Genomic DNA, 297 nt, shown 5'->3' with positions numbered 1-297 from the left:
ATCGGGCTTATTCGAACGAGGCTACCGGCGGCCACATCCGCTGCCGTCATTCTCGAATCCGCAAGGATCACGGCTTGCCACGACAGGGCCGCGTCAAACATGAATGCGCGGCTTACGTACGCGATAGCTCTCTCAGGATTGGCAATTTTCGACCCTGACGCCTTGGCACAAGCAGACCAATCTTCGCGCCATCGCCGACAACTGGCCAGTGGTAAGGCTAAAACATCATCTGCAGACAAAGGTGCCGTCGGAGAACTTGAACTTGAATTTGCATCTGGGCCCCGTGATCTGAGCAAG

Annotated in this window: 1 protein-coding gene; it reads left to right on the top strand. The window is 55.9% G+C overall.

The features are described from left to right. Window positions 1–99: 99 nt before the first annotated feature. Window positions 100–297: hypothetical protein (locus AB9F29_RS22160; protein ID WP_369757285.1), on the top strand; the 198-nt coding region annotated here is incomplete at its 3' end.

The organism is Falsihalocynthiibacter sp. S25ZX9 (genome assembly GCF_041205405.1).
GTDB classification, from domain to species: domain Bacteria; phylum Pseudomonadota; class Alphaproteobacteria; order Rhodobacterales; family Rhodobacteraceae; genus Falsihalocynthiibacter; species Falsihalocynthiibacter arcticus.
This window is presented reverse-complemented; position numbering and strand designations above follow the sequence as displayed.